Source organism: Microbacterium sp. A84 (genome assembly GCF_051842815.1).
Lineage (GTDB): Bacteria > Actinomycetota > Actinomycetes > Actinomycetales > Microbacteriaceae > Microbacterium.
In genome coordinates this window covers 104910-126847 of the sequence record NZ_JBPXMS010000003.1, presented here as the reverse complement: position 1 = coordinate 126847, position 21938 = coordinate 104910, and the positions used below count along the sequence as shown (strand labels likewise).

Annotated in this window: 22 protein-coding genes; 13 read left to right on the top strand and 9 right to left on the bottom strand. The window is 64.8% G+C overall.

Features of this window, described 5'->3' with window-relative positions:
* Nucleotides 1-3: 3 nt before the first annotated feature.
* From ACSU04_RS13230 to ACSU04_RS13205, 6 genes are read right to left on the bottom strand one after another with little or no spacing between them, the layout of a single operon-like run.
* On the bottom strand, nucleotides 4-1548 hold the full coding sequence (locus ACSU04_RS13230; RefSeq protein ID WP_439289878.1) for a mannitol dehydrogenase family protein: 1545 nt from the start codon (nucleotides 1546-1548) through the stop codon (nucleotides 4-6).
* Nucleotides 1541-2464 (bottom strand): ABC transporter permease, encoded by a 924-nt coding sequence (locus ACSU04_RS13225; protein ID WP_439289877.1) that lies wholly within the window; start codon nucleotides 2462-2464, stop codon nucleotides 1541-1543. Before ACSU04_RS13225 ends, ACSU04_RS13230 begins: the two co-directional genes overlap by 8 nt.
* Nucleotides 2464-3390 carry an ABC transporter permease gene (locus tag ACSU04_RS13220; RefSeq protein WP_439289876.1) on the bottom strand — a complete coding sequence of 309 codons (927 nt, stop codon included), beginning with the start codon at nucleotides 3388-3390 and terminating at the stop codon, nucleotides 2464-2466. The genes ACSU04_RS13225 and ACSU04_RS13220 overlap by 1 nt, the downstream gene beginning before the upstream one ends.
* Nucleotides 3387-4517, bottom strand: coding sequence for an ABC transporter ATP-binding protein (locus tag ACSU04_RS13215; RefSeq protein WP_439289875.1), 1131 nt, complete (start codon nucleotides 4515-4517; stop codon nucleotides 3387-3389). Before ACSU04_RS13215 ends, ACSU04_RS13220 begins: the two co-directional genes overlap by 4 nt.
* Before the next feature lie 2 nt (nucleotides 4518-4519).
* A complete protein-coding gene (locus tag ACSU04_RS13210; RefSeq protein ID WP_439289874.1) occupies nucleotides 4520-5743 on the bottom strand; it encodes an extracellular solute-binding protein in 1224 nt (407 codons plus the stop codon).
* A 43-nt stretch (nucleotides 5744-5786) separates the two neighbouring features.
* Entirely contained in the window at nucleotides 5787-6806 is a 1020-nt protein-coding gene (locus ACSU04_RS13205; RefSeq protein WP_439289873.1) for a LacI family DNA-binding transcriptional regulator, read from the bottom strand.
* A 201-nt stretch (nucleotides 6807-7007) separates the two neighbouring features.
* Between ACSU04_RS13205 and uxaC the strand changes: the two genes are divergently transcribed.
* On the top strand, nucleotides 7008-8429 hold the full coding sequence (gene uxaC / locus ACSU04_RS13200; protein ID WP_439289872.1) for a glucuronate isomerase: 1422 nt from the start codon (nucleotides 7008-7010) through the stop codon (nucleotides 8427-8429).
* Nucleotides 8430-8520: 91 nt separating this feature from the next.
* Nucleotides 8521-8982 carry a DUF3817 domain-containing protein gene (locus ACSU04_RS13195; protein ID WP_439282925.1) on the top strand — a complete coding sequence of 154 codons (462 nt, stop codon included), beginning with the start codon at nucleotides 8521-8523 and terminating at the stop codon, nucleotides 8980-8982.
* A 16-nt stretch (nucleotides 8983-8998) separates the two neighbouring features.
* Here the strand turns inward: ACSU04_RS13195 and ACSU04_RS13190 are convergent, their stop codons facing one another.
* Together ACSU04_RS13190 and ACSU04_RS13185 are read right to left on the bottom strand one after the other, a co-directional pair.
* On the bottom strand, nucleotides 8999-9727 hold the full coding sequence (locus tag ACSU04_RS13190; RefSeq protein ID WP_439289871.1) for a DUF1684 domain-containing protein: 729 nt from the start codon (nucleotides 9725-9727) through the stop codon (nucleotides 8999-9001).
* Nucleotides 9728-9759: 32 nt separating this feature from the next.
* Entirely contained in the window at nucleotides 9760-10455 is a 696-nt protein-coding gene (locus ACSU04_RS13185; protein ID WP_439289870.1) for a hypothetical protein, read from the bottom strand.
* A gap of 156 nt (nucleotides 10456-10611) precedes the next feature.
* Here ACSU04_RS13185 and dnaK point away from each other — a divergent pair, with 156 nt between their 5' ends.
* The 11 genes from dnaK to ACSU04_RS13130 all read left to right on the top strand — a co-directional run bounded on the left by dnaK (nucleotide 10612) and on the right by ACSU04_RS13130 (nucleotide 21610).
* Complete coding sequence (dnaK, locus tag ACSU04_RS13180; RefSeq protein WP_439289869.1) at nucleotides 10612-12474, top strand: molecular chaperone DnaK; 1863 nt, start codon at nucleotides 10612-10614, stop codon at nucleotides 12472-12474.
* A 2-nt stretch (nucleotides 12475-12476) separates the two neighbouring features.
* Nucleotides 12477-13139 carry a nucleotide exchange factor GrpE gene (locus tag ACSU04_RS13175; protein ID WP_439289868.1) on the top strand — a complete coding sequence of 221 codons (663 nt, stop codon included), beginning with the start codon at nucleotides 12477-12479 and terminating at the stop codon, nucleotides 13137-13139.
* A gap of 7 nt (nucleotides 13140-13146) precedes the next feature.
* Nucleotides 13147-14136, top strand: a complete 990-nt coding sequence (locus tag ACSU04_RS13170) for a DnaJ C-terminal domain-containing protein (RefSeq protein WP_439289867.1) — start codon at nucleotides 13147-13149, stop codon at nucleotides 14134-14136.
* Nucleotides 14137-14169: 33 nt separating this feature from the next.
* Nucleotides 14170-14598, top strand: a complete 429-nt coding sequence (locus ACSU04_RS13165) for a heat shock protein transcriptional repressor HspR (RefSeq protein ID WP_439289866.1) — start codon at nucleotides 14170-14172, stop codon at nucleotides 14596-14598.
* Between the two features lie 109 nt (nucleotides 14599-14707).
* A complete protein-coding gene (locus ACSU04_RS13160) occupies nucleotides 14708-15397 on the top strand; it encodes a GntR family transcriptional regulator (protein WP_439289865.1) in 690 nt (229 codons plus the stop codon).
* The gene (locus ACSU04_RS13155; RefSeq protein WP_439289864.1) at nucleotides 15394-16191 is read left to right on the top strand and encodes an HpcH/HpaI aldolase family protein; all 798 of its coding nucleotides are present in this window, start codon (nucleotides 15394-15396) and stop codon (nucleotides 16189-16191) included. Before ACSU04_RS13160 ends, ACSU04_RS13155 begins: the two co-directional genes overlap by 4 nt.
* 147 nt (nucleotides 16192-16338) lie before the next feature.
* Nucleotides 16339-17307: a tripartite tricarboxylate transporter substrate binding protein gene (locus ACSU04_RS13150; protein ID WP_439289863.1), complete on the top strand. Its 969-nt coding sequence runs from the start codon at nucleotides 16339-16341 to the stop codon at nucleotides 17305-17307.
* A 68-nt stretch (nucleotides 17308-17375) separates the two neighbouring features.
* Nucleotides 17376-17900, top strand: a complete 525-nt coding sequence (locus ACSU04_RS13145) for a tripartite tricarboxylate transporter TctB family protein (RefSeq protein ID WP_439289862.1) — start codon at nucleotides 17376-17378, stop codon at nucleotides 17898-17900.
* Nucleotides 17897-19546 (top strand): tripartite tricarboxylate transporter permease, encoded by a 1650-nt coding sequence (locus ACSU04_RS13140; protein WP_439289861.1) that lies wholly within the window; start codon nucleotides 17897-17899, stop codon nucleotides 19544-19546. The genes ACSU04_RS13145 and ACSU04_RS13140 overlap by 4 nt, the downstream gene beginning before the upstream one ends.
* On the top strand, nucleotides 19543-20412 hold the full coding sequence (locus ACSU04_RS13135; protein ID WP_439289859.1) for a dihydrodipicolinate synthase family protein: 870 nt from the start codon (nucleotides 19543-19545) through the stop codon (nucleotides 20410-20412). Before ACSU04_RS13140 ends, ACSU04_RS13135 begins: the two co-directional genes overlap by 4 nt.
* Nucleotides 20413-20629: 217 nt before the next feature.
* Nucleotides 20630-21610 (top strand): LacI family DNA-binding transcriptional regulator, encoded by a 981-nt coding sequence (locus tag ACSU04_RS13130; protein WP_439289858.1) that lies wholly within the window; start codon nucleotides 20630-20632, stop codon nucleotides 21608-21610.
* 1 nt (nucleotide 21611) lies between these two features.
* Here ACSU04_RS13130 and ACSU04_RS13125 read toward each other — a convergent pair whose 3' ends face one another.
* Nucleotides 21612-21923 carry a hypothetical protein gene (locus ACSU04_RS13125; RefSeq protein WP_439289857.1) on the bottom strand — a complete coding sequence of 104 codons (312 nt, stop codon included), beginning with the start codon at nucleotides 21921-21923 and terminating at the stop codon, nucleotides 21612-21614.
* Nucleotides 21924-21938 lie beyond the last annotated feature (15 nt).

Here is a 21938-nt window from a genome sequence, read left to right as displayed (position 1 = left end):
CGGTCAGAATGCCCGGACGGAGGCGAGGTCGTGAACGGTGTCGAGTGCGTGGCGCACCGCAGCGCGGAAATCGGGCGAATCGCGCACTGCCGGCGGAAATACGGCTTCGAGCGCGAACAGCTCTTCGATCACGGCATCCGGCGCACTGTCTGCGCGCCCGCCCGCGATCGCGGTCAGCCGCGGGGCCAGCGGATCGTCGAGCCTGCCGCCTGTCGAGTGTCGATCTATGTACACGATCCAGGATGCGACGGCCAGCGCGATCGAGCGCGGGATGTGGCCCGCGGCCAGACGCTCCGCCGCAGGCTCGAGCAGCCGGATCGGTAGTTTGTGCGAGGTGTCGCTGGCGACCTGTCGCGTGGTGTGGTTCAGCGCGGGGTTCGCGAAACGGCCCAGCGTCTCGTGGCAATATTCGAGCAGATCGAGCCCTGGCACCGGGTCAAGCGTCGGCAGGACATCATCGATCAGCATCCGCAGCGCCGCTTCACGGAGACGGGCGTCGCACACCGCTTCCGCGATTGTGGTGTGACCGCACACCGAACCGAGCAGCGCGAGGAGTGTGTGCGACGCGTTGAGTACCCGCAGCTTGATCCGCTCGTACGGTCGGACATCGTCGGTGAGTATGGCGCCCGCGAGTTCCCAGCGGGGGCGGGGACCGGCGAAATCATCCTCGATGATCCACTGCCGGTACGGCTCGGCGACCACCAGGCCCTCGTCGTACAGCCCCGAAAGGTCGGCGGCGCGGAGTCGATCGGCATCCGTTGTCGCCGGCGTGATCCGATCGACCATGGTCGACGGGAAGCGTACCTGCGCGTCGATCCAGCGATGGAGCTCCTGCGCTCGTTTGGCATCAGCGCCCGCGCCCTCGACGGCATCGATGACGAGTCGGCGCACGAGGGGGCCGTTTTCTGGAAGGTTGTCGCAGCACACCACGGTGAGCGGCTGACCGTTCCCGCTGCGTAGTGCGATCCGGTTGCGTAGTGCGATCTGGCTGCGGAGTGCGAGGCCGGCGACGAGCAGCCCCAGGGGAGTGCTCGTCGCTGGCTCGCGCCGCCCGTCGATGGCCGCGGCGATGGCAGGCAGGTCGGCCCGCACCGCGGTGGACGAAAGGTCGAGCCCCCCGGTGGTACCTCGGGGGTAGCCCTTCTCGGTGATCGTCATCGTGACCACATGCGTGGTCGCTGCCGCGATTGCCTCGACCACGCGTGCCCCCTCGACACGCGGGTCGGCGACGTCGAGAATCGTCCCCACGATGCGCAACGACTCACCCGCCGAGCTTCGCGACAGCACCCCGAACAGCCCACCCTGCGGCGCGAGTTGCCTGATGGCGGTGTCGCTGCGTCCGGCGACACCGAGTATTCCCCAGCGCCTGTCTCCGGTGGCAGCCACCGCATCCTCGGTGAACACTGCCTGATGCGAGCGCAGGAACGCCCCCAGCCCGAGGTGCACGATCCCGACCTGCGCCGGCCGCTCCGGCACGGCAAAATCCGGGTGATGCAGCGCGGCGATGGCCAGTGTCGAGGGAGTCAGTCGGGGTGCGCCCTCAGTCATCCCGTGCGTCCTTGACCTGCGCAACCAGCTGCGTCGGGTTGATGAACCGCAGGGCGATCACGAGAATCACCAGCATCATCACCGTGTACATCACGCCCATCGATGAGATCAGCGCACGTGCCTCGCCACCGCCTGCACTCGTCATCGCGCGATAGATCGAGACGACGAGTGTGTCGGATGCAGGACCTGAGACCAGGAACGTCAGCTCGAACATGCCGACCGTTCGGACCAGCACGAGGATGGACGATGCGAGAATGCCGGGAACAAGCAGCGGAGCGAGGATGCGGACGAAGATCTGGCCGGTACCCGCACCGCACATACGTGCGGCGTTCTCGATCGACGGGTTGATCTGCTCGATGAACGGCGTCATCGTGATGATGGCGAACGGGATCGACGGCACCAGATTCACCAGGATCACCGCGAGCAGGGTGCGTCCCAACCCGAAGTTGTACATCACAGTCGCGAGCGGAATGCCGAACGTGATCGGCGGGATCAGAATCGGCAGCAGGAACAACAGCATGACGAGACGCTTGCCGGGGAAGCTGCTGCGCGCCAGCACGTACGATGCCGGAACGCCCACCAGTACCGAGATCACGATCACAGTGAGGGCGACCACGAGCGTGTTCAGGATGATGTTACCCAGATCGAACCGCGTCCACGCTGCGGCGTACCACTCGGTGGTGAACATCTCCGGCAGCCAGGAGTTGAACCAGGACTTGCCGAACGAGTCGACGAGCACGCTGAGGACGATTCCGAACAGGAAGATGAAGAATGCTGCAATGCCGGCCCACACGAACCAGGTCGAGGGGGCCGCTGCCAGCGACTTCTCTCCTGCCGGACGCTTCGCCTTGCGGGTACTGGCGACGTCGACGGCCTCGGTGACGGGATCGGTCTTAGCCTCGAGAGTGGTGGTCATCAGCCTTTACCTCCGGTTGATCCCTTATAGAGGAATGAGCGACCGAGGAACACGATCGCCACGACGACCAGCTCCACACCGCCCATCATGACGGCGATCGTGGAGGCCATGCTGTAGTCCAGCTGCTCCGCGAACGATCGGTAGGCCATCAACGCCAGCACCCGTGATTCTCCGGCGGCATCACCGACGAGGCGAGCAGACGGGAAGACGCTGAAGGCGAGCACGAAGGTCAGGATGAAGGTCGTCGCAAGACCCGGTGCGAGCAGTGGGAAGATGATGCGACGGAACCGCTGCCACCATCCGGCTCCCAGCGTCTTCGCTGCCGCTTCCAGCGACGGGTCGATGCCGGAGAGATACGACGAGATCAGCAGGTAGGCGAACGGGAAGCCCGAGATCACCAGCGAGAAGAACACGCCGAGGTTGTTGCCGACGAGTTCAAGCGGTTCGGAGATGATCCCGAGTTCAAGCAGGGTGCGGTTCAGCCAGCCCTGTCGACCGGCGAAGATCAGCAGGCCCTGCGCGGTGAGCACAGTGCCGAGTGCGATCGGTAGGACGAGCAGCGTCTGCAGTGTGCGCTTACCAAAGAACCGGCGGCGCAGCTTGTACGCGATCGGTATGGAGATGATGACGTTGAAGAGCGCAGCAGGCACCGCGATCCGAAGCGTGTTTCCGACCGATTCAAAGATGAAGCTGTCGCGGAAGAACGCGACGTAGTTCGCGAAGATCCCGCCGCCCCACTGTTCCTGCGTCTGCGCCAGCGGCTGCACGGTGAGTCCGAGACCGTACGCAAACGGGTAGATGAACAGCGCGAGGGCGAACAGCACAGACGGCAGCAGAAGCAGCAGTTTCAGGTCGACGCCGCGTTCGGCGAGGCGGTGCCGCAGGCTCGAACGGGTCGAGTCGGCCCGCGTGGCGGTCGTTGTCACACCAGCACCTCGGCAGGCCTCGACGGCGCACCGGCATCGGCTGCGGCATCCAAATCTGCGGGGTAGACGAGCACCGATTCTGGTCGCACGCTCATGGTGACCTGGTCGCCCGTGCGCGGAGCATGCTCGGTCTGCGCGAACAGGTTTAGACCTTCGGATGATGTGAGTCCAGAGGCGAACTCGCGACCCTGGTACTCGACGAGGTTGACCGTGGCCCGGATGCTGTTGACCTCGCCGGGCGTGCCGTCGAGTGCGAAGTCGGACGGACGTATCGCGACGCGGACCAGGTCGCCCTCGGCGATGGTACCCACGCTGCGGCCCACGAGTCTGATGCCGTGGCCGCTGACGTGAGCCAGTTCTCCGTCGACACGATCCACGGTGAGATCGAGCAGATTGCGGTAGCCCATGAAATCGGCGACGTGCCAGTTCGCCGGGTAGTCGTGCAGCTCTTCCGGCGTGCCGATCTGCTGCACTCGTCCGTCGCGCAGCACGACGAGACGGTCGGCCATCGACAGGGCTTCCTCCTGGTCGTGCGTGACATACACGGTTGTGAGTCCGAGCGACTGGTGCAGGCGGCGGATCTCGGCGCGCATCTCGATTCGCAGTTTCGCGTCGAGATTCGATAACGGCTCGTCCATCAGTACGAGACGCGGTTCGAGGGCCACGGCGCGGGCAATCGCGACGCGCTGCTGCTGCCCGCCGGAGAGCTGGCCTGGCAGCTTCTTGGCGTGCTCCTGCAGTTTCACCAGCGCGAGCGCTTCGTCGACGCGGCGGGCGACCTCGTCGCGGGGAAGCTTGCGCATCTGCAGGCCGAAGGCGATGTTCTTCGCCACTGACATGTGCGGGAACAGTGCGTAGTTCTGGAACACCATGCCGAAGTCGCGCTTCTCGCTGGGCAGGGTGTCGACGCGCTGGCCGTCGATGAGGATCTTGCCCTCGGTGAGGGGCAGGAGGCCGGCGAGACAGTTCAGCGCGGTGGACTTGCCGCAGCCCGACGGCCCGAGCAGAGCGATGAACTCGCCTGCCCGGATCGTCAGGTTGAGGTCCGCGAGCGCCGCCCGGCCGCCGAAGCTGCGGCCGACGTGCGCGAGTTCGAGTGACTCGAACGAATGCGGAGAGAGGGGCATGTTTACTTTTCCTCGTACTTTCCCGCACCGATCTCGCGGTCCCAGATGTCGAAGGCCTTCACCAGTGCGTCGGCCTCGAGTGGCGTCGCCTTCGGGTTCGACTCGATGAGGTCGTCGTACCAGTCGCGGCTGAACTCGGCCAGCAGATCTTGGCTTTCCTGCGGCGCGAGGTCGAGAGTCGCGCCCTCGACGGCCGGACCGGGGTAGAAGTAGCCCTTGTCGTAGGCGATCGCGTTGATCTCCGGAGTGAGCATGTACTGCAGGAGCAGCAGGATTGCGGAGAGCTTGTCAGCAGACTGGCCCTTCGGCACCAGCGCGTAGTGTGCGTCGGTGATCCAGGTGAAGTCGTCGAACGGTGCAGCCTCGATCGTGGCGGGCATCTGTGCCGTCGCACGCGGCTGGATGTCCCACCCTGTCGTGGAGGGCACGATGTCCCATGAGCCGTCGGCTACCTTGCTGACTACCTGACCGGTACCGGTTGGGTAATCGCTGACGTACTGGCCGAGTTCGCTCAGGTATGCCCACGTCTTGTCCCAACCGTCGACGGGATCAGACGGGTCGGAGTCGCCGAGCAGGTAAGGAAGGCCCTGCAGGAACGTGCGACCGGGGCCGGAGTTCGCGGGGCGCGCGTAGCCGAACTTACCGGGATTGGCCTCGGCCCATTCGAGTAGTTCCTCCGGAGTGGACGGCACGTCGCTGACCGTGTCGGGGTTGTACTGCAGGATGGGGCCGGACGGATAGTAGGTCACGACGATGCCCTGACCCTCGGCGAGCTCTTGCATGGCGGCGGCTGGCTCGAGGTAGTTCTCCTGGTTGCTGACCCGGTCACCGAACTCTTCTGCGATTGGAATCCACAGGTCCTGTGCGATTCCGGCAGAGAGGCCGTCGGTGCCGGAGAACACCAGGTCGATCGAGAGGTTGCCGGTGCTCACCTGAGGCTTGATCGTGCCGACCAGGTCGGGGGATCCTGCCGACTCCCAGGTCACGCCGGAGATGACATCGGGGTACTCCTCGACGAAACTGTTGATCATGCCCTCGGTGAGCTGTTGGTTCCCAGCGACATCAAGGATGTTGAGGGTGACAGGCTCGGATGGCGTGTCGGGGACTTCGAGCGTGTCAGAGGAGGGGGCTGGCGTCGCGCTCCCCGGCGCGGTGCAGCCGGTGAGTGCGAGGGCGGTCGCCGTCACGAGAGCTGCGCCGTAGGCGACACTCCGTCGTATTGCCATTGCTCTTCCTTTCATAGGCCCGCGGCGAGTTCCGAGGGCGTTCTCATGGTGTTGCTGAGGGCATGTCCGCTGCGCGAACTGGTGCCACACCGGTGGATTCACGCACCACCAGGTGCACGGGAACTTCACCGGGGGAGCTGAGTCGTGAAGAGTCGTCGAGCATCGTGTCGAGCAGCGCGTCTACGCATGCGCGCCCCATCTCGATCCGCGGGTTGTCGATCGAGGTCAGCGTTGGCCAGACCATGTTCGACGCGGGGATGTTGTCGAATGCCATCACGCTCATCTGCTGTGGAACGGAGATGCCCCGCTGGCGCAGTCGTTCGAGTAGCCCCAGGGCCATCAGGTCGTTGTATGCGAGGACGGCGGTGGCGCCGGATGCGACGGCAATGTCGGCGGCTTCCCGGCCGCCGGCGAAGGACGGCGGGAATGCTCCGAGGTCGATGACCTCGAGGTCATCACGTGAGGCGCGGAATTCGGCGATTGCGGCGCTGCGCTCGCGGTTGGACCAGGAGTGTGCGGGGCCTGCGGCGTACGCGATTGAGCGGTGTCCGAGTGCGATGAGGTGTCGCATGGCCGCGTCGGTGCCGCCGGCGCTGTCGAAGACGATCGATGCGACGCCCTCGACTCTACGGTTCAGCAGCACCACTGGCACGGCCGCGGCGATCGAGCGGATGTTGTCATCGGAGCCGCGGGCGGAGGCAAGGATGAGGCCGTCGACGTTCGAGCTCATCCGGTGACCGAGCTCGGCCTCGAGTGACGGATCTTCGTCGCTGTCGGCGATGAAGACACTGAAGCCCGCGGCGCGGGCGCGATTCTGGATGCCCTTGCACATCGATGCGAAGAACGGGTTGTCGAGGTCGGGAACGATCAGGCCGATGACCTGCGCGCGGGGTGTGCCTGCGGCATCCGTACCGTGCAGCGGGCGATAGCCGAGCTCGTGTGCGACCGACTCGACCAGGCCGCGGGTGCGTGCGGAGACGGTGCCGCTGCCGGAGAGAGCGCGGGACACCGTGGCAGTTGAGACGCCGGCGGTGCTCGCGATATCGCGGATCGTTACAGCCATGGTGCACCTCCTCGTGCTCGGGTCAGCTCATCGACGGGACCGTCAGTGGGGACAGTCTGCAATGAAGTTGCGGAAGATGTCAATCGTTTCATTAAAGTTCCTTCTGTGTTTAGCTGTCTTCAGGTAATTACTGATGCAAACCAATGTAACAAGCATCGCACCTTGTTACATAAGCGCTACAGAAGAAGCGAATGGAACCTCATGAACACACACTGGCGCCTTCATCCGGATCGGGCTCTGCCTGCGGGGTCTACCCTCCGACCCCTGGCACGCGAGATCTACACGACCACGGCAGCTCTGCCGATCGTTTCGATGCACGGACATGTCGACGCATCCGCGATCCACGAGAACGCCGCCTTTCCTGATCCGGCGGCGCTACTGGTCACACCAGACCATTACCTGGTACGCATGCTCGTGTCGCAGGGGATCGAGCACTCCAGCCTCGGTGTGGTGTCTGCGGACGGCGGTGCCGTGCCGCCGGCTCGATCGGTCTGGCGCACCTTCGCGGAGAACTGGACGTTGTTTCGGGGGACGCCAACGCGGTTCTGGATTGAGCACTCGCTCGCGATGGTGTTCGGCGTCACACAGGAGTTGTCGGCTGATTCGGCGGATGCCATCTTCGATGACCTCACCGAGAAGATCGCACGACCTGACCACCGCATCCGCGCCCTCATCGATCGTTTCGACATCGAGTTGCTCAGCACGACCGACCCTGCCGATTCTTCCCTCGAGCATCACCGGGCGCTCGCCGAGGATGGGTGGGGCGAACGTGTCGTGCCAACGTTTCGTCCAGACGCGCTATTCGCGCTGGAGTCTCCGATCTGGCGCGATTCGGTGGCGGGGCTATCCCAGCGCAGCGGCGTCGACGTCGGAGACTACGCGGGATTCCTACGCGCGATCCGTCAGCGCCGTGCGGCGTTCATCGAGGCGGGCGCCCGCGCCACAGATCATGGTCCTCGCACACCGCTGACCCTCGAGCTCAGTGCCGACGAGGGTGAGCGCATCTTCACGGCCGCCCTCCGGGGCGAGGTTACGGCAGCGGAGGCGGAGGCGTTCGCAGCGGGCCTGCTCTTCGAGAGCGGCCGAATGAGCGTGGAGGACGGGCTCGTTATGCAGGTGCATCCCGGTGTGCACCGCAGTCACTCGGCTCCGATCGCCGGACGCTACGGCGGCGACTGCGGCTTCGACATCCCGTTCGCCGTCGAGTACACCCGCTCGCTCAAGCCGCTTCTGGATGCCTTCGGGATGGACCCGCGCTTTCGACTCATCCTGTTCACGATCGACGAGACGACTTACTCCCGCGAGCTGGCGCCGCTCGCCGGTGCGTATCCGTCCGTGCGGTTGGGGGCACCGTGGTGGTTCCTCGACTCGCCCGATGGGATGCGCCGCTTCCGTGAGCTGACCACCGAGACAGCCGGCTTCTACAACACCAGCGGATTCGTCGATGACACCAGGGCCTTCACGTCGATCCCCGGTCGTCACGATCTCGCGCGCCGCATCGATGCCGGGTATCTTGCCCGACTGGTCGCTGAGCACCGGCTCTCGCTCGACGAGGCAATCGAGACCGCGGGGGATCTCGCGTATCGGCTGCCCAAGAAGTCATACGAGATGCGCGGCGTGTGACCTGTATCTGCACCTGCGCAGCCGGGTTGTAGGCGCACGGCGGATGCATCGACTCGCTGACTTAGGCTGGAATGCGACCCCGAGGAGTGCCGTGTTCCATACACCTGCCCGATTGTTCCGTGTACTCGCGATCGCCGAGGCGATCACCTGGACGATCCTGATCTCGGCGCTCATTGCCCGCGCGGTCGGCGCTCCAGGCATCGTGGTGACTGTCGGCGGTGGCATCCACGGGTTCATCTTCCTCGCCTATGGCGCGACGGCGATCCTCGTCGCGTTCAACCAGAGGTGGTCGATCGGCGTCGCCGTGGTGGCGATCGCCAGCGCGGTCATCCCGTACGCGACCATCCCCACGGAGATCTGGCTGCATCGCAGTGACCGGCTACAGGGCGAATGGCGCCTGGAAGAGAGCGATCACCCGCAGGATCGCACCTGGTACGACCGGCTGATGCGCTGGTTCCTGCGTCGGCCGTGGGTACTCGTGGCGCTCATCGCCGTTGCGGTGGTGGCACTCTATGTCGTGCTTCTCCTGGCTGGTCCTCCCGGCGGCAAGTGAGTTCCGCCGCTCGTGCTCAGGTTGCCGCGTAGAGGTCGAATCCTTCTCGGAACACGACGTTCTTCTCGCCGGCGCGAATAGGCTCGGCGAACCGGTTCTGTGCTGGCGGCAGCGGGCAGTTGTACTGCGCGGAGAAGCCGCACGGTGGGACGAACGCGCGGTTGAAGTCGAGGGTCACCGCACCGGGCGTGCCGAATGCTGTGGGGCCACGGCTAACGGTGAGGAAACGGCCGGACCCGTATGTCTCGCCGCCGTGTGCGGGATCGCCGTTCGTGGAATCGCCGAACACCAGCAGAAGCGAGTCACCGTTGTCGAGGGCGGCCAGGCGATGGATAGCGCTGCCGCGGGTGAATGTGATGTCCCCCGGTATGGCCGTGTCTCGCGTGCCGCCGTTGTCGCGGATGTGCTCGACCGGGATTGTGTGGTCGGTATCGGATGGAATGAACTGCGCGTCGATCACCCAATCGGGGTCGTAGGGGTAGGCGTCGATGTCAGTGAACGCCGTGATCGCAGCGGACTCGGCATCCCAGCGGCGGAGCCCATACTCGACGTCGCCGGTCGTGAGATTCTTGCGCTCGAGTGGCGTCACCGTGACGGACGCGCCAGCCGCAGCCTGTTCAGCATCCACATCGGGGCGCTCGCTGCCCGTCCAACGCGTCTCGATGAGCGCGAGATTTCCGGTGGGTGCCGTCACGGAAACGCGGCGCTCGCGGCGCCAGCGCGCGTGGTCATCGGGTGCAGCCATGGCTTCTCTTTCGTGAAGGAAGAGGAGGGGGATCAGTACGCGGCGATCGCGTTCTGAGCGATGACCTCGGCGACGGTGGCATCGAAGTCTCCGCCGGTGCAGTCGACCAGCGTGTACACGCCGGCGCCGACGTGGCCGAATGCGCGCGCGGTCATGCTCCACGTGCGGGCATCATCATCCTGCTGGCCCCCGATGCTGCGCGCGTCCAGGCCGCCTGCGCCGCCCACCTGGTAGCTGAGTTCGGTGTTGGTGGCCGCGGCCGTCACGTCGGCAACCTCGGCGTCCAGGAAGAACGCGATCACCGCATCGGTGTCGGCGGAATCGTCGCCGGTCGGTGTCAGGCCGTCCAGCGTCCCCTGCCAGAATGACGCCGTGCAGGTGCCGTCCGTTGTGGTGTAGCCCCAGGTGCCGTTTCCGGTGTCGGGTGTGGTGATCTCCCACCCGTCATCGAACATGAGGCCGTCGGCCCACTCGATGTACGTGGAGTCGGGAAGCAGCGCTCCGTCAGCGAACGAGAGTGTTGCCGGAACGTCGCTGTACGTCTCCTCGGACTCATCGTCGGCCGGTTCCTCGACGGTGGCCTCTTCAGAGGGCGAAGGAGTGCTGATCGGTTCTTCTGCACTTGGTGCTTCAGAGGGGATGGAACTGAACAGGCATCCACTGAGCGGCAGCGTCGTGAGAGCGAGGATTGCGATGGCTGTGACCCGAAGAGAGCGCGTTCTGTTCATCCGGTCAGCCTAACCCCGTATCCAAACTTGAGTGGAGGCGTATCAAGTTTGTTTTGACAGCATCCGCTCGCCTGAGTACAGTTGAGTCATCGCGACTCAGGTTTACTGATTCGCCAGAGAACTTCACTCACAGACTTCAACCAGAAGGAGAATCGCATGGCACGTGCTGTTGGAATCGACCTGGGTACGACGAACTCCGTCGTCAGCGTCCTCGAGGGTGGCGAGCCGAAGGTTATCGCCAATGCCGAGGGCTTCCGCACGACCCCATCGGTCGTCGCATACACGAAGGACGGCGAGATTCTCGTCGGCGAGACCGCGAAGCGTCAGGCTGTCACGAACGTCGACCGCACCGTCGCATCCGTGAAGCGTCACATGGGCACCGACTGGGGCTTCGACGTCGACGGAAAGAAGTGGACGCCGCAGGAGATCTCCGCGCGCATCCTCATGAAGCTCAAGCGTGATGCTGAGTCCTACCTCGGCGACACCGTGTCGGATGCTGTCATCACCGTCCCCGCGTACTTCAACGACGCCGAGCGCCAGGCCACCAAGGAAGCCGGCGAGATCGCCGGCCTCAACGTGCTGCGCATCATCAACGAGCCCACCGCTGCTGCCCTCGCCTATGGCCTGGACAAGGGCAAGGAAGACGAGCTCATCCTGGTCTTCGACCTCGGTGGCGGAACCTTCGACGTCTCGCTGCTCGAAGTGGGCAAGGACGACGACTTCTCCACCATTCAGGTGCGCTCCACCTCCGGAGACAACCGCCTCGGCGGCGATGACTGGGATCAGCGCCTCGTTACTCACCTCATCAAGCAGTTCAAGGAAACCACCGGCGTCGACGTCTCCGGCGACAAGATCGCCCTGCAGCGTCTGAAGGAAGCAGCCGAGCAGGCGAAGAAGGAACTCTCCTCCTCGACGAGCACTTCCATCAACCTGCCGTACCTGTCGCTGACAGAGTCGGGCCCCGTCTCGCTTTCGGAGACGATCACGCGTGCGAAGTTCGAGGACCTCACCAAGGACCTGCTTGACCGCACCAAGAAGCCGTTCGAAGACGTCATCCGTGAGGCGAACGTCAAGGTCGCCGACATCGACCACATCGTGCTCGTCGGTGGATCGACGCGTATGCCTGCTGTTGCCGAACTCGTCAAGCGCGAGACCGGCAAGGATGCCAACAAGGGCGTCAACCCGGACGAGGTCGTCGCCGTCGGCGCCGCACTCCAGGCTGGTGTCCTGCGTGGCGAGCGCAAGGACGTGCTGCTCATCGACGTCACCCCGCTGAGTCTCGGTATCGAGACCAAGGGTGGTCGCATGACCAAGCTCATCGACCGCAACACCGCGATCCCGACCAAGCGCAGCGAGACCTTCACCACGGCAGACGACAACCAGCCGTCCGTCGCGATCCAGGTCTTCCAGGGCGAGCGCGAGTTCACTCGTGACAACAAGCCGCTCGGCACGTTCGAGCTCACCGGTATCGCCCCGGCGCCCCGTGGCGTCCCGCAGGTCGAGGTCACGTTCGACATCGACGCCAACGGCATCGTGCACGTGTCCGCCAAGGACAAGGGCACCGGCACGGAGCAGTCGATGACCATCACCGGCGGCTCGTCGCTGTCGAAGGAAGACATCGAGCGCATGGTTCGCGAGGCCGAGGAGAACGCGGCTGACGACAAGAAGCGCGCCGAGGCTCTTGAGCAGCGCAACCAGGCAGAGACGCTCTCGTACTCGATCGAGAAGTTGATCAAGGAGAACGAGGACAAGCTCCCCGCCGAGGTCAAGGACGAGGTTCAGGCTGACGTCGACGCTCTGAAGACCGCTCTGGCCGGCGAAGACGATGACGCGGTGAAGTCGGCGTTCGACAAGCTCAACGAGTCGCAGGGCAAGCTCGGCGAAGCGATCTACGCACAGTCGCAGTCGGATTCTGCGGCAGGCGAATCCGCCGATGGCGATGCTCCCGCCGATGAGGCTTCTGACGAAGAAGATGTCATCGACGCAGAGGTTGTCGACGACGAGGACGAGAAGAAGTAGCCATGACGAAGAAGAACTTCGACGACAATGCCGAGGTTCCTGAGGACGAGGGGTCGGATGCTGCGGCATCCGGCCCGTCGCCGCAGGAAAACCGGTCGCCGCAGGAGAACCCTGATTCCGCTGAGGCTGCCGCCGCAGAGGGATCCGACGGATCGATCACCGACCCTGTCGAGGGGCTCACGGTCGACGACATCCTGAACGCAGAGCAGACCGACGAGGCAGCAGCAGGTGACGCGGCGATCGCTGATGCGGAGTCCGCTCTGCTCAACGACCTCAAGCGACTGCAGGCGGAGTACGCCAACTACCGACGACGCACAGAAGAGCAGCGGCACGTCGAGATCGCGCGTGCCAAGGGCGAGGCTGCCAAGGGGCTGCTCCCGGTGCTTGACGATCTCGACCGTGCCACCCAGCACGGCGACCTTGTCGAGGGCACGCCCTTCTTCGTCATCGGCGAGAAGGTGCGCACCGTTGTGGAGCGCCTGGGTGTTGTCGCCTACGGCGAAAAGGGTGAAGCGTTCGACCCGCAGCACCATGAGGCGATCTTCCAGCAGCCGACCCCGGGTGCTACGACCTCGACGATCCTCGATGTCGTCGAGGTGGGTTACCGCCTCGGTGACGTCGAGCTGCGTCCGGCGAAGGTCGTCGTCGCTGTTCCTGCAGAGTAGGTGATCGATGGCCAGCCAGGATTGGTTCGACAAGGACTTCTACAAGACGCTCGGCGTCTCCAAGGACGTCGCTGATGCGGATCTGAAGAAGACGTACCGCAAGCTGGCGCGTAAGTATCACCCGGATTCCAATGCGGGGGATGCGAAGGCGGAGGCGAAGTTCAAGGAGGTCAGCGAGGCGTACTCGGTGCTCTCCGACGCGGAGCAGCGCAAGGAGTATGACGAGATCCGGGCCATGGGCTCCGGCGCGCGTTTCACTTCGGGCGGTGGCGGTGCGGGTGGCTTCGAAGACGTGTTCAGCCGATACGGCCAGCAGGGTCGTGGTCAGAGCAGCGCCGACTTCGAGGACATCTTCGCGATGTTCAACCAGGGGCAGGGCGGCAGCGGCTTCGGTTCCGGGCGCTTCGGACAGACGAGCGGTGGATTCCGCGGCCGCGGCGGCCCTCAGAAGGGCACCGACGTCACCGCGCGCACCACGCTCGACTTCGCCACTGCCGTGCAGGGTGAGACGATCACCCTGCAGGGCGAGGACGGCAAGCCGTTCAAGGTGAAGATCCCTGCCGGTGTCGCTGACGGGCAGAAGATTCGCCTGCGCGGTCGGGGTCGTCCGTCGCCGGATGGCGGCGAGAGTGGCGACATCGTCGTGACGATCAAGGTGCGTTCGCACCCGGTGTTCACGCGTGATGGCCTGAACCTGCGCCTGACGGTGCCGGTCAGCTTCACAGAGGCGACGCTCGGCGCGACGATCGAAGTGCCCACTCTCGGTGGGGACGTGGTCAAGCTCCGCGTTGCACCAGGCACGCCGTCCGGTCGCATCCTGCGAGTCAAGGGTCGCGGCGTGAGCACCGCGAAGGGCACCGGCGATCTGCTTGCCGAGCTACAGGTTGCCGTTCCCACGCATCTGGATGCCGCGGCGCGCGAGGCGCTCGAGAAGTTCCACGAACTGGAGCCGAAGGAAAACCCGCGTGCGGAGATGATGGCGAAGGCGCAAGCCTGATGATGACGAGTTCGAGTCGCGGAGGTGATCGCAATGGTCGAGGATGAAGATGCCCCGGTCTTTGCGATCGCCGTCGCGGCCGAACTCGCGGGCATGCACCCGCAGACCCTGCGCCAGTACGACCGCATCGGGCTGGTCGTGCCCGGCCGCACGCGCGGTGGCTCCCGCCGCTATTCGGCGCGGAACATCCAGCAGCTTCGCGAGGTCGCCAGGCTCGGCGCGGAGGGGATGAGCCTTCCCGCCATTGCGCGGCTGCTTTATCTCGAGGACGAGGTGCGGATGCTGCGCCACCGAGTCCTCGAACTTGAAGGGGCCCTGCGCTCCGAGCGAGCGAACCGCCCCGGCGTGCGTGTTTTCGCCGCCGGTGCGAGCGGAGTGATCCCGGTTCTCAGCGGCCGCCGTATCCGTCGGTCGACCGATGTGGTGTTGTGGCGGCCGCGTCGTCCCGGCGACGAAGACTGACTGGCAACGGCCGTTCCGCGTCTCGACATCGCGCTCGCAGGGCATGTTGGGGTAGCCTGATCCCACAAATGTTAACTGTAGACATTTTGTCAGCGGGGCGGAGAGCAGTGTGGCCACCAGACTTCAACCGGTGAAGGTCGTGCGCGAAGCGCTCGGAACCCAGGTTGCGAACCACATTCGCGATGGGATCGTCCGAGGCGATCTCGAGGCGGGTGAGCGCCTGGTTGAGACGGAGTTTGCCGATTCCCTCAATGTCAGCCGTGGCCCGGTGCGTGATGGTTTCCGCATCCTCGAGGCCGAAGGTCTGATCGCCAAGCGGGGTCAGGGTTACCTCGTCCAGAGCCTCGACGAGCGTGACATCCGCGAACTCTATTCGCTGCGCAGTGCGCTGGAGTCGCTGGCGACATCGATGACCATGGCGCTGGAGAAGACTCCAGATCTCGGCGCGATGCGTGCGGTCGTCGAGGCCATGGGCAAAGCTGCGGATGCCGGCGACTCGGACGAGTTCGCCCGCGTCGATGTCATCTTCCACAGCATGCTGTGCGATCTTTCCGGTCACCGCCGGCTTGCCGCCGTGTGGCGTCAGTATGAGCCGATCACCATGGCGCTGCTGCGGGTGACCGTGCTCGTCGACGATGATCTGCACGACACGACCGCGCGCCACGCGCTTTTGATCGACCTCATCGAGGGCAGCGACAGCGAGGCGGTGCTCGCCGAGCTGGAGGATCACCTCGATGGTTCGCGTGAGCGGATGCTGGAAGCGTGGCGCACCTCTGCCGCGCGGCAGACGACGTCATGACCGTGCCCGCCTCCGTGCCCGCCACTACGGCACTCGACAAGGCCACGTTTCGAGAGCGGCTTAACGCGCGGCGCGAGATGAGTGGCGCCTGGGTGTTCCTCGATGACGCCGTCACGGCCCAAGTGATGGCGCGCGCAGGGTTCGACTTCATCACGATCGACCTTCAGCACAGCTACTCGACGATGAGCGCTGCGGATGCCCTGGTCGAGGCCGTGCGGCAGGGCGGAGCACCGGCGATCGTGCGCGTCCCCTGGAACACTCCCGACCTGATCATGCGGTCACTCGACCTCGGCGCCGATGGAGTGATCGTGCCAATGGTCAACAGCGCGGCCGAGGCCGAAGCTGCCGCCAGCGCGTGCCACTACGCGCCGCGTGGAACGCGCAGTTGGGGTCCGCTGTGGCAGGGAGTGCATGAGAGCTTCCCCGATCACGAAGAAGGCGATCGCGCGGCAGCCTGCATCGTCATGATCGAGACCGCCGCAGCGTACGCCGACATCGATGCGATCGCCGCAGTTCCGGATGTCGACGCGGTGTATATCGGGCAGAACGATCTCTCGCTCAGTGCCGGACTCGGCCGCCAGACATACGCTGAGTCCCCGCAGATGCACGCGATGATCGAGCGCATCATCGAGCGCAGTCATGCCGCCGGGACCGCGGTGGGCCTCGACTGCGGCGGTGCCGACGCGGCGCGCTACTGGCGTGAGCGCGGCATCGACTTCGTCATCGCGGCAAACGATGTCGCGCTGCTGGGGCAGGCTGCTGCGGCGGCTGCCGCAGATCTCCAGAAGCGCTGAGCCGCGGCATCCGCGGCATCCGCGGGTTCCTTCCGTATGCCCGCACGCATGTGTTCACTGTTGACTGTCAACAGTGAACACTGCTACGCTCGGCCCCGTCAGTCCCTAACTGCACTCAAGACAACTCGCACTCAAAGAGGAGCAAAGATGCCTATCAAGCGCATGAACCGCGTGCTGGCAGCCGCCGCGGTTTTCACCACAGCAGCACTGGTTATGTCCGGATGCACGAAGGTCGATGAGGGCGGCGACGCCGCATCGTCCTTCCCCGAGAAGGACATCCGCCTGATCATCCAGGCCAACCCCGGGGGCGGCTCTGACCTGTCTTCGCGCGCGCTCGCCACCCAGCTCGAGGGCATCCTCGATGTCAGCGTGATCCCGGAGAACATGCCGGGAGCTGCGGGTGCGCTCGCGATGGAGTACGTCGCAGAGCAAGACCCTGATGGCTACGTCATCGGCTTCGGTCCGGTCGAGATCGCCATGCTCAACACCACGCAGGACGCGAACGTGCTGCCGGAGAACTTCGACCTGCTCGGCCAGATCATGCTGGCGCCAGGCGTCATCACGGTCGCAGCCACCAGCGATGTACAGACTCTGGAAGACCTCGTCGCCAAGGCGAAGGCCGCGCCCATCACGATCGCCAACTCCGGCGCCGGTTCCATCTGGGAAGCGGCCAGCATCGCCTTCGGCACCGAGGTCGGTGGCCAGGTCACTCCCGTCCCCTACGACGGTGGCGCGCCCGCAGTAGCGGCAGCCGCATCCGGTGAGGCCGACGCAGCCGTCTCCGGCCTCGGCGAAGCACTCTCGCAGGGTGACGCCGTGCGCATCCTCGCCGTGCTGAACGACGAGCGCCACCCGGATGCTCCCGACGTCGAGACTGCAGAAGAAGCTATCGGGGCCGAGCTCATCTTCGGTGGCTGGGGCGGAATCTACGCGCCCGCCGGTCTTCCGGACGACGTGCACGCGACGCTCGAGTCCGCCATCAAGGAAGCCGTAGAGTCCGACACCTACACGCAGTTCCAGGAAGACGCCGGAAACCTCGTCGTCTACCGCGACTCTGCGGAGTTCACAGAGTTCGTCGGCGAGCAGTTCACCCTGTTCCAGGATCTGCTGGGCTGACATCAATGACGGAGGCCGTGGGACACCCCGGCCTCCGTCCCCGTCCCCGTCTCGGTCGAAGGAAGCACATGTCAACAGATGCCGCAGAGAGCGACGAGTACGAGAGCGCGACGCCCTCGCGTGCGCTCGAAATAGCGTTCGCCATCGTCGCACTCGCATTCACCGCGGGATACCTGGCGCTGTCGACGCAGATCCATCTGCGCCGAGAAGTGGCCCCAGGACAGATCGATGCCCGATTCTGGCCCATGCTGCTCGGAGTGACGGGCGTCGTCGTCGCCATCATCATTTTGGTGTTTGCGATCACGCGGCCGGCACCAGGGCGTGAGGACACTGAGCGCATCCAGCCCGGTGGCGTGGCCAGGGTGGTCGCAACTCTCGTGATCTCGGGTGCCTTCGTCGCCGTCTGGTCACTCGGCTCGGTCATCCTGTTCGGCTACCGCATCGAAATCTTCCCGATTGCCGCAGCCCTGCTCATGGCCGCTCTGATGCTCGTCTACGGGCACCGGCGCTGGCTGAGCCTCATCATCTACACGGCATCCGTCACGGCGTTCATCTACGTCGTCTTCGGGATGCTCCTGAGGATTCCGCTATGACCCCGTTCCTGGAGGGGCTCGACGCGCTCCTTGACATCTCGATCCTGCTCTACATGCTTGTGGGCCTCTTGCTCGGCTTCATGGTCGGTGCCTTCCCCGGTATCACCGCCACCATGGCTGTCGCGCTCGCCGCCGGTTTCACCATGACTCTCGAGCCCGTGCAGGGTCTCGCAGTGCTGCTCACCATCTACGTCGCCGCAAACTTCGGTGACCGGGTGCCGTCGATCCTGATCAACACGCCAGGCACCCCGGCATCCATCGCGACGACGCTCGATGGCTACCCGATGGCCAAGCAAGGCAGGGCAGGACTCGCGCTGACGATGTCGGCGATCGTGTCTGCTGTCGGCATCCTCGCCTCGCTCGTGCTGTTCGCGGTTGCTGCCGTGCCGATCGCGAGCTTCGCCCGCGACTACTTCAAATCTCCCGAGCTGTTCGCGCTCGTGGTCTTCGGTATCGCGATCATGATTGGCATCTCGTCGAAGTCGATGCTCAAAGGCATCCTCGCCGGTCTCTTCGGACTCATGCTCGGCACGGTCGGCACATATGCCGCCACTGCAGACAAGCGGTTCACCTTCGGCTCGCTCGACCTCGTCGAGGGGCTGAACTTCATCGCCGTCATCATCGGGCTCTTCGGCATCGCCGAGCTGTTCGATCAGCTGCTCACCTATCGCAAGAGCAACGTGCGTCCGATCTCGAGCCTCGGTCGCTGGTGGCCGAACAAGGCTGAGTTCAAGCAGAGTGGTCGCGCGACTGCAGTTGCCGGAGCGGTCGGTCTCGGCGTCGGCCTCATCCCCGCGGCCGGTGGCGACATCGCAGGTCTCATCGGCTGGGACCGCGCGCGCAAGGCGTCGAAGCATCCCGAGATGTTTGGGAAGGGCTCGATCGAGGGCGTTGCGGCTTCCGACACCGCATCCAGCGCGACGCTGGGCGGATCACTCACCACGACCATGGCGTTGGGCATCCCCGGTGACTCGGTGATGGCAGTGATGATCGGTTCGATGATCATCTGGGGTATCACTCCCGGCCCAACACTGTTCACTGAGCGGCCCGATCTGGTCGTCTCGATCGTCGGCATCATGCTCGTCGCGACGCTGCTCTCGCTCGTGCTGAGTCTCGTGCGCATGAAGGGCATGGTGAAGCTTCTCGACGTGCCGCAGCCATACCTGTGGAGCGGCATCCTGATCTTCTGCATCATCGGCACGTATGCCACCTCGAACAGCATCGCGACGGTCATCACGATGCTCTTGTTCGGAGTCGTCGGCGTGCTGCTCAAGCGGATGCAGGTGCCGGCCGGGCCGGTCGTACTTGGTCTGCTTCTCGGCCCGCTCGCCGAGGAGAACCTCGCACGCACCCTCGCGATCCTTCCGACGAAACCGTTCTTCGAGGTTGTCAGCCCGATCGCGATTGTGCTGCTCGTCCTCGCCGTGCTCTCGATCGTCATGCCGGCGATCCGGGCGGCGCGCAAACCCCGTTCGGAGCGTGCATCCTTCGCAGATTCGGTGCTCGACACCGAGAGCCTCGCTCAGATCTCGAAGGCGCATGACGAACTCGCTGCCGATCCCGAGCTGCTCACATCGACTGTGCGCACGCCTGACTCACCACCGCGGCGCGGCCTGCGCCGAAAGAACAAGGAGAACAAGAAGTGACCCGTTACGACATCCTGACTGCCGTTCCTACTGCGTTTCATCGGGACGGGAGCCTTGATCTGGAAGCGTCGCGCGCGATCTTCCGGTTCGTGGGGGAGTCTGGAAACGAGGGCGCATTCGTTCTCGGGACGACGGGGGAGTTCCCTGCGGTGGATGCTGCGGAGTTCCGCTCGCTTGTCGAGGCGGCGCTTGCTGAGCTGAAGGACCGGATGCGCGTGGTCGTACACGTCGGTCAGCCCAGCGCGTTCGAAGCTGTGCGCCTCACGCGCATCGCGCGCGAGCTCGGTGCGACAGAGTTCGCCGCTCTCACTCCGTACTACCTGCGCTCGACCGAGGACTCAATCTTCGACTATTACCAGGCAGTGTCGGATGCCGTGGGCGACGGTCGCCTGTACATCTACATTTATCCCGCGCGCAGCGGCAACACGGTCTCACCGGAGTTGCTGGTGCGTTTGTCGGCGCTGCCGAACGTCGTCGGCGCGAAGATCAGCGAGCTGTCGCTGGAAGAGATCGCGGCATATCGCGCGGTGGTTCCTGAGGGGTTCGAGCTGTACACGGGTGCCGATCGTGACCTGATCGCTGCCGTTGAGGTGGGCGCCCAGGGTGTCGTCTCAGGTGTCTCATCGGTGACGCCGAAGCCGTTCCGTGCGCTGGCGGATGCCGGACGCTCGGGCGATGCCTCCGCGATCGAGGCTGCGCAGATTGCAGTCGACGATGTCGTGTCTCTCATCGGTGGTGACATGGCGCGGATGAAAGAGGCATATCGCGTGCTTGGCGTGGCCGACACCTTCTGTCGTATGGCGATCGCTGAGCCGACGGATGCCGAGCGCGCCGACGTGCGCCGTGTTGTCGAGCTCTATCGCTGAGGTTCTTTGCCCGGGTGCGCACCCGGCATCCAGAACGCACAAACCGTCCTTCCCGAAGCCGGGGAAGGGCGGTTTTTGCGCTTTCGGTTGTGGAGCGGGCACTGTTGGCGGCGAGTAATCTCAGCGCTGACGGCGGGAGCGCTCAGCGAGCGCATCGACAGCCCCCGCTGGGTGCCCCGCGGCCGAGTGGCTGAAATCGGTTACAGTGAACTCCACAATGACCACCATCTACGACGTCGCAGCGCTCGCGCAGGTCTCACCGGCGACGGTCTCGCGTGTGTTCAACGGCACGAGCGTCTCCTCGGAGAAGGTAGCGGCGGTGCGCGCTGCCGCGGAACAGCTGAAGTTCGTCCCCAACCGCACGGCCCGCACGCTGCGCCTCCAGAGCTCTGAGGTGATCGGGCTGATCATCCCTGATATCGAGAACCCGTACTTCACCGAGATGGCGCGCGGGGTCGAGGATGTCGCATCCGAAGCCGGTTATTCAGTGGTGCTCTGCAACTCCGATTCGGCGTTGGAGAAGGAAGCGACGTACCTCGATATCGCCATGGCTGAGCACATGTCGGGGGTGATTATCGCGACAGCATCGGAGGAGTCGAAGCTCGACGGTATCCTCGCCACCGGCCGGCCAGTCGTCGCGGTTGACCGCAGCACGACCTACGACATTGACGTTGTGACTATGGCGAATCGCGCCGCGGGGGCGAGTGCCACGCAGGATCTCATCGATGCCGGCTACCGCAGCGTTGCCTACATCGGCGGCCCCGAGCACATCGACACGGCGGCCGAACGCGCGGCCGGATGGCGCGATGCGCTGGCCAAGACCGATCGCGAGGTCGACCCGGAACTGCTCCGCTTCGTGACCTTCCGCGTCGACGGAGGACGCGCGGCTATGGAAGAGCTTCTCGCACTGCCCGAGCCTCCCGACGCCGTCGTTGCCGGCAACAACCTCATCGGCGTCGGTGCGATCCAGGTGCTCACCGAGCATGGTCTTACCCCGCCGAAGGTCGGCGTTGCCGTCATCGGCTCGCTACCGTTCACGACTCTCTCGCCGACAGCGGTCACCGTGGTGCGACTCCCCGCGCGCCATATGGGCGTCACCGCCGCGCGGATGCTGCTCGAGCGCATCCGTGGAGATCAGCAACCTGCCCGCACGGTCGTGCTGCGCAACGAAGTGCAAGCGGCCAGCGCCCAACGATGAGTTAGGGCGAGCCCCAGAAGCGCGTGGCCAGCGTCGCAACCTCTTTGTCGAGAGTTTCGATCTTGTGCTCGACCGTGTCGAAGCGGGCGTTCATCTCGCCACGTAGCCCGCCGATCTCGCTGACCATCTCACCACGCAGGCCACCAATCTCGCCGCGTAGTCCGCCGATCTCGCCGACCATCTCACCGCGTAGCCCGCCGACTTCTGCACGGATCACCCGGCTCATCATGGTCGTCATCAGTGTCATGCCACCCAGCATGATCGCCGTGAACACACCGATGAGCGTCCAGACCTGTGGATCGTTCATCTCCATGCCTCCATTCTGCGC

Bases quoted from the DNA above. Each gene is read 5' to 3' on its own strand.
- ACSU04_RS13230 (WP_439289878.1), bottom strand. From the start codon at position 1,548: ATGACTGAGGGCGCACCCCGACTGACTCCCTCGACACTGGCCATCGCC.
- ACSU04_RS13225 (WP_439289877.1), bottom strand. From the start codon at position 2,464: ATGACCACCACTCTCGAGGCTAAGACCGATCCCGTCACCGAGGCCGTC.
- ACSU04_RS13215 (WP_439289875.1), bottom strand. From the start codon at position 4,517: ATGCCCCTCTCTCCGCATTCGTTCGAGTCACTCGAACTCGCGCACGTC.
- ACSU04_RS13210 (WP_439289874.1), bottom strand. From the start codon at position 5,743: ATGGCAATACGACGGAGTGTCGCCTACGGCGCAGCTCTCGTGACGGCG.
- ACSU04_RS13205 (WP_439289873.1), bottom strand. From the start codon at position 6,806: ATGGCTGTAACGATCCGCGATATCGCGAGCACCGCCGGCGTCTCAACT.
- uxaC (WP_439289872.1), top strand. From the start codon at position 7,008: ATGAACACACACTGGCGCCTTCATCCGGATCGGGCTCTGCCTGCGGGG.
- ACSU04_RS13190 (WP_439289871.1), bottom strand. From the start codon at position 9,727: ATGGCTGCACCCGATGACCACGCGCGCTGGCGCCGCGAGCGCCGCGTT.
- ACSU04_RS13185 (WP_439289870.1), bottom strand. From the start codon at position 10,455: ATGAACAGAACGCGCTCTCTTCGGGTCACAGCCATCGCAATCCTCGCT.
- dnaK (WP_439289869.1), top strand. From the start codon at position 10,612: ATGGCACGTGCTGTTGGAATCGACCTGGGTACGACGAACTCCGTCGTC.
- ACSU04_RS13175 (WP_439289868.1), top strand. From the start codon at position 12,477: ATGACGAAGAAGAACTTCGACGACAATGCCGAGGTTCCTGAGGACGAG.
- ACSU04_RS13170 (WP_439289867.1), top strand. From the start codon at position 13,147: ATGGCCAGCCAGGATTGGTTCGACAAGGACTTCTACAAGACGCTCGGC.
- ACSU04_RS13165 (WP_439289866.1), top strand. From the start codon at position 14,170: ATGGTCGAGGATGAAGATGCCCCGGTCTTTGCGATCGCCGTCGCGGCC.
- ACSU04_RS13155 (WP_439289864.1), top strand. From the start codon at position 15,394: ATGACCGTGCCCGCCTCCGTGCCCGCCACTACGGCACTCGACAAGGCC.
- ACSU04_RS13150 (WP_439289863.1), top strand. From the start codon at position 16,339: ATGCCTATCAAGCGCATGAACCGCGTGCTGGCAGCCGCCGCGGTTTTC.
- ACSU04_RS13145 (WP_439289862.1), top strand. From the start codon at position 17,376: ATGTCAACAGATGCCGCAGAGAGCGACGAGTACGAGAGCGCGACGCCC.
- ACSU04_RS13140 (WP_439289861.1), top strand. From the start codon at position 17,897: ATGACCCCGTTCCTGGAGGGGCTCGACGCGCTCCTTGACATCTCGATC.
- ACSU04_RS13130 (WP_439289858.1), top strand. From the start codon at position 20,630: ATGACCACCATCTACGACGTCGCAGCGCTCGCGCAGGTCTCACCGGCG.
- ACSU04_RS13125 (WP_439289857.1), bottom strand. From the start codon at position 21,923: ATGGAGATGAACGATCCACAGGTCTGGACGCTCATCGGTGTGTTCACG.